Source organism: Pirellulales bacterium, from assembly GCA_036499395.1.
Taxonomy (GTDB): domain Bacteria; phylum Planctomycetota; class Planctomycetia; order Pirellulales; family JACPPG01; genus JACPPG01.
Map to the genome: position 1 here is coordinate 230,941 of DASYDW010000077.1, position 9,809 is coordinate 240,749.

Genomic DNA, 9,809 nt, shown 5'->3' on the forward strand with positions numbered 1-9,809 from the left:
ATGGACGCGCTCACCGATCACAGGGTGCGCACGGGATCGATAAGTATTTCTCATTTTCCTGAAGTTTGGCATACTGCCGGAGTTAATTGCCCGAGATCCGCCATCAGCAAAAGCGTTAGGCCGAGAAGATCGGCGCGGCAACAGGCGGAGAGATTCTCTGCTGGACTCGAGAGGGAGCGAACCACGCAGCGTGTCAGCGGGAACGACCGGGGAGCGTATCGGGGCGATGGTGCCAAATGCTGCGCTGCTAGTTTGGCGCGTACAGCCATGTTTGACTGCATAGTGATTGGCGCAGATCAAGAACCCTAACGGGCCCTTTACGGGGCCACTCAGCATGAAGCAGTTACCAAGCGTGCTGATCGTGGCGATCGCCGTGATCGTTGTGGTAATGGCCGCGAATCGATGGTTTGCTCATCGCAACATCACGCACTTGAACGATGCCGTCACCGAGGTCGCTCACACGCACCATGTGCTGGATCTGACTTCGGAAGTCTTGAACGTGGCGGTCGATGCCGAGACGGGTCAGCGCGGCTTTGTCCTGACGGGGGACGAGATCTTCTTGCAGCCCTACGACGCGGCCGTGAAGCGATTGAACGAGCGCTTGGCGCAACTCGCTGACGAGACCCGGGATGACCCGCTCGAACGAGAACGTGTCGTAAAGCTGTCGGCGTTGGTTTCGGCGCGCCTCGAGCGGCTGGCGCAGGCCATCGTCATGTACCGGGAAAGGACCGGCGGTAACGAGTTTGCCGCACTCAGCAAGGCTGGTAAGCAACAGATGGACGCCATCCGTGGTTTGGTCGGCGAAATCAAAGCGGATGAACGGCGTATGCTGGTGGAACGCACCGACCGGGCTCGCGCCACATACCGTATCGCGGTTGGAGCCAACATCGTGACGGGGGCCTTGGCCCTGGCCGTTCTCGCGGCCTTTGTCGTACTTGCCAGTCGCAGTATGGCCGCAGGACGCCGGCAAGCCGAGGCAATCCAATTCGCCCATCACAAGCTGCAGCAGGAAATGCAGGAGCGCAACCGCGTGGAGCTTGCACTGCGCGAGAGCGAGCGCATCTACCGAGCCATCGGCGAATCGATCGATTACGGAGTGTGGCTGTGCGACGCCGACGGAAAGAATACCTACGCCAGCCCGGCCTTTCTGAATCTGGTCGGCATGACGCAGGAAGAATGTTCGGAATTCGGTTGGGGGAAAGCCCTGCATGCGGATGACGTCGAGGATACGATCGCGGCCTGGCAAGAATTCGTGCGCACTGGCGAGACCTGGGATCGCGAGCATCGCTTTCGCGGGCGCGACGGCCAATGGCATCCCATCCTCGCACGCGGCGTTCCGGTGCGCGATGAGCAAGGGGCGCTACTGTGCTGGGCGGGTATCAATCTCGACATAAGCCGGATGAAGCATACCGAGGAGGAATTGCACGAGGCGCACAACGAGTTGGAGCAGCGCATAAAGGAACGAACCAACCAGTTGATGCACGTCAACGAGCAACTGCAGCACGAAGTGCTCGAGCACTCGATCGCCGAGGCGTCCTTGCGCGAACGGGCCGAAGAGATCGAAGCCTTGATGGACATCTTGCCGACGCCCGTCTGGATTGCACACGATGCGCAATGCCATCGGATCACGGGCAATCGGGCCGCGTACAACCTGGTGCAACTGCCGGCGGGTACCAATCTGTCGCTATCGGTGCCGATCGGCAAAAAGCCCGCGGATTTTTCCGCCTTCGGTCAGGGGCGCGAGTTGGCGGCGAGCGAGCTTCCCCTGCAGCGCGCCACGGCGAGCAGTGCCCCGGTGCCGGATCACGAGATCGATCTTCGTCGAGCGGACGGTGTCGTAAGGCGTATCAGTGCGGCGGCGGTTCCCCTGTTCGATCATGCCGGCAATGTTCGCGGAGCCATCGCATCGACGATCGACATCACCGAACGGCGAGCTTTGGAAAACAACCTCCGCGCGTCGCTGGACGAGAAGGAAGTATTGCTCAAGGAAGTTCATCACCGCGTGAAGAACAACTTGCAAGTCATTTCCAGCTTGCTGTATCTGCAATCGCAACAGACCCACGACGAGTTGAGCATCGAAATGTTCAGCGAAAGCCAGCAACGCGTGCGGTCGATGGCGCTCGTACACGAACGCTTGTATCGCTCGCCCGACCTGGCGCAAGTCGATTTCGCCGAGTACATCACCTGCCTCGGTGAGTCGCTGCTCGGCTCCGATCGCGCGAGCGACCGGATTCGGCTGCTGATCGACGTTCACGACGTGAAACTTTCGATCGACAATGCTGTTCCGTGCGGGCTGTTAGTCAACGAGTTGTTGTCCAACTGCCTGAAGCACGCCTTTGCGGATCGCGATCACGGCTGCATTGAAGTGGAGTTGCACAGCGCCGACGAAAGGGAAATTCTGCTCAGTGTGCGCGATGACGGTGTGGGACTGCCCGAGCATGTGCATCCGGAAACGTCGCCGACGTTTGGGATGCAGGTGATCATGGCGCTGGTCGACCAACTGCACGGTTCGCTGCACGTTGAGCGCGCGTTGGGGACGGAATTCCAGATTCGTTTTCCTCCCGCGCCGTTGGCCAGGTATTCGTGAGAGCGAAAACGGTGAATATGCCAGCCACCCCAACACGATCCTCTGAAAACGCGCCGCGCCGCGTACGCATTCTGATCGTCGAGGACGAGCGGCTGGTCGCGATGAGCCTGCACAAACAGTTGACGACCCTCGGATACGAGATTGCGCAAAGTGTTGCATCGGGCCAGGCGGCGATCGAGGCCGCGGCAAATCATCAGCCCGACTTGATCCTGATGGATGTCCGGTTGGAAGGACCGATGGATGGCATCGAGGCCGCCACCGAGATCCGACGAGCGCGGAACATTCCGGTCATTTATCTTACCGCGTTTTCCAGCGCCGATATTCTCGAGCGGGCCAAGATCACCGAGCCCTTCGGATATATTCTCAAGCCGTTCAACGAGCGCGAGCTGCACGTTGTGATCGAGACGGCGCTTTTCAAACATCGCATGGAGGCGGAACGGGCGGGCCTGCAAGAGCGCGAGAATCGCCGGCAGCACGATCGGCTGTCGTCGCTGGCAACGCTCGCGGCCGGTATTGCCCACGAAATCAATAATCCCATCGGCACCATATTGCTCGCCGCCGAGATGGGCATGGCCTCGGAGCAGCATGTGCCGCAAGCCCTGGCGAGCATTGTTGCGGATGCCAAACGATGCGGCGATATCGTGCGCAATGTGCTGAGCTTTGCGCGCGGGGAAACGATCGAGCGCGCGCCGACCGAGCTCAACGCCATCGTCCAAACTGCGTGCGCTTCGGTCGCTGGTTATCTGCGCAGCAGGAATTGCTCGCTAGACCTGTCGCTGGCCGCGGACCTGCCGACGGTGGAAATCAACTCGCACGGCATTGGGCAGGTTCTAGAGAACTTGCTGCGCAACGCGGCCGATGCCTCGGGCGCTGGCGATACCATTGACGTGCGCACGATCGGTGAGGGCGACTTGGTACGAATTCGCGTCCGCGATCAGGGTACCGGGATCGATCCCGATATCCTGCCACGCATCTGCGAGCCGTTCTACACGACACGCCGCAACCTGGGTGGAACAGGGCTAGGACTCTCGATCGTGCATGGAATCGTGGCCGACCACCACGGACGCCTGCGGTTCGAAAGCAATCCAGGCGAAGGCACGACGGTGACCGTCGAACTGCCTGCCGGCTAGGGCTTTGGGATGTACGGCATTTTTATTTTGCCGTCGCCAAGGCCCCGGATGATGTAAGATTCGAGCCGCGTCCGGCGGAGGATTGACCACTTGCCCGCCGGTCGTCAAAATCGAAGGCTCGCCCGAATTAGCCGGAGTGGCGGAATGGCAGACGCGCTGGACTCAAAATCCAGTGGCCGCAAGGTCGTGTGGGTTCAAGTCCCACCTCCGGTACTTCTTTCTGCTTAGGAACTTATGATTCAGCGGATGCGACCTAACCGGCGTGACTCGAATCCCAAGTGTTACCCAATCTGTTACTAGGATTTGCCGTCCCGCTGGGAAAATAGATGGGCGAATACATTGGGGAAATCGGTCGTCGCACCCTTTTGCATGAGGCCTATTGCGACCCGGTTGAGAACTTGCATGAATTCCTAGAGAAGGTCGCGTCAATTTCCGCTAACGCGGATGACAAGTTTTGGTTTAGGGGTGAAGCGGACGTCACTTATAAGCTTCAACCGTCTGTTGGACGCCTCCATTCGGTTGGTTCGGTGTCGAAAACTTTCAACGAGAAGGACGAAAGGGACCTACTAGATCGGTTCCTTCGTCGTGCCTATCCGTTTGTCGGCAGGATGCTTCCTAGGTGGGAGGCGCTCTTCTTGGCGAGACACCATGGTTTGCCGACGCGGCTTCTGGATTGGACAGCCAGCCCCCTGATTGCCTTATTTTTCGCCTGTGAGTCCATGAAGGAGTGTGATGGCCAAATCTGGGCAATTCAACGATATCGTGGGCGCGACACAAAAGAGCTTGATTTTATCGGCTGTCCGCCCAACGCTTCGCCCCTTGAATATGACGGCTCAGACGCGGTGAAGATCATATACCCCGTGTTCAATTCACCTCGAATCATGGCTCAGGACGGAATCTTCACCTATCACGCTCGACCACAAACTCCGCTCACGCAATACGCAGCAGACAAGACCCAGTTCGCATGGCATGATTTGGACCTGAAATGCGTGCATCGCTGGACCGTCCCCGGCGGTGCGAAGCTTGGCTTGATCAAAGCCCTTCATCGCCTTGGCGTTCATCAGCGGACCATATATCCGGATCTTGATGGACTAGCCAAAGGACTTTGGCAAACCGAGGTCCTCTGGCGGCCAATTCAAGGGGATGGCTAAACTTTAACATTCGTCGCTGTGTCCGTGTGACGCGACGCACGAGCAGCCCAGAGCACATCTGCCGTCGTCTGGGCATTCCTCCCGACATCACAGCAGTGACATGTGCAGGCGTGCCAGTAGGCGAGCGGCGCGAAGAATAGGACGCTTGCCATTTATCGTGCGCTGCCACCCCCTGGCAGTTTTCGACCTATGCTTTAGCTGTGAGGTTCCGCGCCCACTGAACTACGTCCCATGACGCGAATCGCTTTCCTTGCGGCCGCCTTCTGGTTGACGTTGGCATATGCCACGCCTGCTCGCGCCCCTCATTCCTGGCTTCCTCGTCACAAGCCGCTCGGCGCAATCTTACGCAGCTTTAACGAGCAGAGTCGCGGCGGGTTTCATGGCGCGCTCCATCGCCGTTCGCCGCATAGAATGCGACCGTAAATGAGCGATCGCACTTCGTTTGTCCGTTCAGGCAGCCCTCCGCCGAATTTGCCGCCTCGCGTCTCCCGCGATCGAGCGGCTTTAATTGAACATCTGGTCGAGGGGCGTGCGCAGGCGTTACCGTGATGTTCGCACGGGTTACTATGTCGACTTCCCGTCCATCGCATTGACGCCAGCGCCCACGCCTCCGCCTGTACCGGTGCCGATCCCTCCCGCGCCGATTTCTCCTCCATCGCCCGGCACGCCAACGCTTGGCGGAGATGCGCAAGGCGGTCCGTGACAGATTGCAAAGACCTTCCAGAGTGTCAACTGGGTGCGCCATCGAGGCGCATAACCTCGATGGCGCACCATAACTTCTTCTTGCCGCCCTTGCCGTTTCAGCTTTTGGCAGTAGGGCGCCGGCGATCGTCCCTCGCAACGTCGCGTCTCACGGGGCCACGGCGTCAGGCGTGACCCGCGGCGGGGAGGGCCTTTCAAAGGGTGAGTCGCGCCACCACGTGATTGAATGCAAACCGCACTGGGCGAGCTTGGGCCCTATCGCATTCGCGACTTCTCTCGGAACGGGCCCCTGGGTTAGCCGCGAAACACGAATCTGCCAGAATGTCATCGCGGCAGACTTCTCGCCAGGCGAACCCTACCGCATCTTCGCGGCGGTACTTTCTACGCGTGCCGCGCTCTCACGCCCTGATACTATTATTGGCGTGATTCCATCGCCTCAGCGCAACACCTTAGCAACCTTAGCAGGTTTGATGGCCTGATTTCCAGGGTGCGCGTCGGGTGCTATAGTGTGGCGGCGGTTGGGGGACGCGGGCGGCAACGGGCGTGGCTCGTCGAGATGTCACGCTCGGTCCGCGATTCGGCTCACATTTACCGCGTACACAACTGCGTCGATCTCGAGATGCAGTAGGTTAGTGCGAAAAAGCTTGCCGGTGCAGCGATACAACCCAGGAGCGTTCTACGATGATCACCGTTGGCATGAACTATCACGTGATCGCCGGCAAGCAGCATGACTTCGAAGAGAAGTTCGCCGCGGTCATTTCGGCACTGCGCGCCGCCGCAGGCCATACCAGCTCGACCCTGTGGAAGGACGTGGCCGACGACGCTTCGTACCTGATCACCAGCGAGTGGTCGGACGAAAAGGCCTTTCAGGATTTCATCCACAGCCAGGCCTTTCGCGACGTCACGACCTGGGGCAAGGAGCAGATTCTGTCGGGCCGCCCGCAACATAAGATCTACAAGCATTAGTTCAGCGCCTGGGTAGCCGACGAGCGAGGGGCGCCGTACAAAACTCCCGGAAGCACGCCGAAAATCTAAGCGGCCTTACAGACGTTGAAGGCCGCATCGTCTAGCTAGGCAGCCATCGAACCGGTCGATAGGCCCGCAACGGTTGGTCGAGAACCGAGCGACGGTTCGCCGCGATTCGGTCGGCGTCGCTCGAGGGCAATTGGCCGGACGATGTCTATTTGGCTATTTCTCGAGGGCGATTGGCCGATTTCGAGCCATCCAGGCCAGAACAGCCGGCGTTTGCATGCCCCGCGCGCGCGATCCTATCCGCAAGCTTACGTTTGGCGCGCTCTTTGCTCTGACGACCTATGGTATGTCGGCCGCGTGCGGGTTAGCCGGCATTCCATGATTCACGGGGCGCCAGGATCCCGAAGCCAGGAAGCAGAGCCATGGTCACCTCAACCTCTCAGTCGGAACAGCGTCGTTTGCGTGTGTTAATCGTTGACGATAACCACGACTTAACGACCGTTTTGCAGAAGGCATTTACCGTTTGCGGCGCGAGTGCGATTGTCGCCAACGACGGAGTGCGGGCGATCGAACTAGCCCGCAAGATGCCGATTGATGTCATCCTGTGTGATCTGAACATGCCGGGGATCGACGGCTTTAATCTGGTGCGGATTCTCCGCGCGGATCCCACGATGCCTTACCATCCCGTGTGCGCTTTTACGGGACGTTCGGACGAAACGTGTCGGCGTCAGGCAGTCGAATGCGGTTTCGACGGATATATCGTCAAGTCGGCACGTTTTCCGGACGTACTGAGCTTTCTCAAGCGTTATCAGCAGGCGGGTGTGGGCGACGCCCCGTAGCGGTCCCGCGATTTGCCCGTATGGTAGACTTGGGTTACGGGCTCGCGTCAGTTGACAAAAGTCCTAGCTGGATCGCTCGAAAGAAACTCTGCTTTCGAGCGATGAAGGCTCACCTGCGATTGGCGTCGAATTATGCGTAGGTTCCTTTGTGTCCGGACGAAGCGGATTTCTATTTCTTGCCGGCGCTCTCTAAGGCCGCTTCTGGCTACCGTTGTCCTGATGGCGACGTCGGCGAGTTTGGCCCTGGGAGAACATCCGCGCTGGGCCCCTATGGCTCCGCAATCTATGTCAAAGCCGTCGCACTCTAGCCGGAAGGCGCGATCGTATCACGGCCGAACCCGTGCAGTTGCTCAGCCGTCGGGATGCGCCGGAAATGCGCCCCTTCAACCGCCGCCGGCTGCAGCGCAGCGACCGGCGTCGAACTCGCAACAACAGCCTGCGCCGCCAGCGGCAGCGCACTAGTTCTGCACCCGAGTTAGTCGCGAGATGTTTTTAGCGGTATCCCGTTTGGGGCTCTGCATCCGCAAGGAGTACTGGTCCTAATTCGCGCAAAATCCGCGCGATTTTACTGGACTCGGTCTCGATTCTCGCGATAGGATGTGGCGGTCTTTCTTCCATTTTTCGGACTGGGTGTCGGCCGAGCGAACATCGCGAGTACGCGCGATCGGTTCCGGCCGGCCTCTTAGCTACGGGAGCCGCTACTGGATAACGTCTAAAGCCGCCTGGCTCCGATTCGTCAGTTGACGAAGTCGGTGCTGTTCTGCGCGGCTTGCATCCAGTCTTCCAGCGCGGCTTTTATCCGGCGTGACGCCACGGGCGTAGTTGTCCGTCGCTTCCCGGTCGCTATGTCTTTCGGCTGCTGCCTGCGTCGAAAGTCGATTTCCCAACACGCATTGCAACTGTTTTTCTGGCCTTTAGCGAGCAGCTCATGAAACGAACGATTCGAATTCCATCTTCTACATCGTCCGGCCTGCGATTTGCGCGGTGGGCGTTGTTGGCCATGATGTTGGCCGCGTCGACCGCGAGCACCGGCCGCGCCGCGACCGTCAACTTGAACGTCATGACCTTCAACATCAAGTTCGATGACGGCTCGATCGGCAATCAATTCGAAGCCAACGGCTGGGTCGTCAACAAGTTCTACGTGCCGACCGGCAACCGTCGCGACAAAGTCGAAGCCACGATCTCCAGTGCCGCTCCCGATATCTTCGGCGAGCAGGAAGGCCTTCCGAATCAGGTCACTGACCTGAAAAACGCCTTTCCCAACTACACGTATTACGGCCAAGGCCGTAACGGCGGTAACGGCAGCACCAGTGGCGAAACAAACGGCATCTTTTATCTCACTTCACGTTTCACCGAGGTCGCCGAGGGAGATTTTTGGCTCAGCACGACTCCCACCGTGCCTGGTACGACGTTTGTCGGCGGCGGAACCGATACGGGCAATCCGCGCATGGTGAGTTGGATCAAGCTGTACGACAATCAGAGCCATCAAACGTATTTCGTCGCGGATACGCACTGGTCGCTCGATACGCAGGCGGAGAATCAATCCGGAACGTTCATGCGCACGGAGCTCGCGCAACTGGCTGGCGGATTGCCGATGATCGTGATCGGTGATTTCAACACGACCCTGCCCAGCACCGCCTTACAAACACTCGTCGGTGCCACGAGCAGCGGCTTCAAATTGACCGATGCCTATCGGCATGTTTATCCCACCGTCGGACCGAATGAGGCCACGTTTCACAATTTCACGGGCAATCAGTCGGGCTCGGCCATCGATCACATCTTCTACACTGCGTCGACCTTTACGGCCACGGCCGCCGCGATCGTACACACCACGTATAACGGCCTTTACCCGTCCGATCATTTCCCCGTGACGGCAACGTTGCAAGTCACGGTTGTGCCTGAGCCCGCGGCGATCGTGATGGCGTGTTTGGCCGCCGTGGGAACGATCGGTTTAGCGCGGGGAAGATTTTCACCACGGAAACACGGAGGCGGAAGCGGAGGAAGTGGGCAGAAGGCAGCCGGCGTTGGGCAGTGAAGGAAATGCGGCGGGCAGAATGATGAGCCGAAAGGCTAGGAGATGCGGCCACGAAAAACGTGAAAAGGCACGAAGAGGAAGAGAAGGAACTTTGCCCTATGAATTTTCTCTGTGTCCTCTGAGAGCTCTGTGGCAAGAAACTCTGTGGCAAGAATCTTCTGGCCCGGAAGGGAACGAGTGGGCCGCTGACAGTCGGCTGGGGCCGTTTAGAAACGGAGAATGCGGAACGCAAGCTCAATGAAAAAGAAGAGCGCGCGCGGAAAGGCCACGGGAATATGAAAAAGATTTGGGCGCTGCCGCCGTGGGTCGGGTTGAGCTTCCGGAAAGTTCTTTGGCTTGTTAAAGGAATGAAGTTTTGGAGTCGCCTGACCCACGGCAGCTTGATCTGCGCCT

7 protein-coding genes and 1 tRNA gene are annotated in these 9,809 nt (G+C 59.0%); 7 read left to right on the plus strand and 1 reads right to left on the minus strand.

What is annotated here, in order from left to right; all coding sequences use genetic code 11:
• The first annotated feature begins 334 nt into the window (after positions 1–334).
• The 7 genes from VGN12_15195 to VGN12_15225 all read left to right on the plus strand — a co-directional run bounded on the left by VGN12_15195 (position 335) and on the right by VGN12_15225 (position 9,416).
• The gene (locus VGN12_15195) at positions 335–2,587 is read left to right on the plus strand and encodes a CHASE3 domain-containing protein (protein ID HEY4310795.1); all 2,253 of its coding nucleotides are present in this window, start codon (positions 335–337) and stop codon (positions 2,585–2,587) included.
• Positions 2,588–2,604: 17 nt separating this feature from the next.
• The gene (locus VGN12_15200; protein ID HEY4310796.1) at positions 2,605–3,717 is read left to right on the plus strand and encodes an ATP-binding protein; all 1,113 of its coding nucleotides are present in this window, start codon (positions 2,605–2,607) and stop codon (positions 3,715–3,717) included.
• Between the two features lie 130 nt (positions 3,718–3,847).
• Positions 3,848–3,930: transfer RNA gene (locus VGN12_15205), tRNA-Leu, on the plus strand.
• Positions 3,931–4,043: 113 nt separating this feature from the next.
• Positions 4,044–4,868, plus strand: a complete 825-nt coding sequence (locus VGN12_15210; protein ID HEY4310797.1) for an FRG domain-containing protein — start codon at positions 4,044–4,046, stop codon at positions 4,866–4,868.
• Positions 4,869–6,251: 1,383 nt separating this feature from the next.
• Positions 6,252–6,536, plus strand: a complete 285-nt coding sequence (locus VGN12_15215; protein HEY4310798.1) for an antibiotic biosynthesis monooxygenase — start codon at positions 6,252–6,254, stop codon at positions 6,534–6,536.
• A gap of 428 nt (positions 6,537–6,964) precedes the next feature.
• Positions 6,965–7,381, plus strand: coding sequence for a response regulator (locus VGN12_15220; protein HEY4310799.1), 417 nt, complete (start codon positions 6,965–6,967; stop codon positions 7,379–7,381).
• A gap of 928 nt (positions 7,382–8,309) precedes the next feature.
• Positions 8,310–9,416 carry an endonuclease/exonuclease/phosphatase family protein gene (locus tag VGN12_15225; GenBank protein HEY4310800.1) on the plus strand — a complete coding sequence of 369 codons (1,107 nt, stop codon included), beginning with the start codon at positions 8,310–8,312 and terminating at the stop codon, positions 9,414–9,416.
• A 206-nt stretch (positions 9,417–9,622) separates the two neighbouring features.
• On the opposite strand, the gene VGN12_15230 is transcribed toward VGN12_15225, so the two are convergent.
• The coding region (locus tag VGN12_15230; protein ID HEY4310801.1) for a hypothetical protein at positions 9,623–9,809 on the minus strand (187 nt) is incomplete at its 5' end.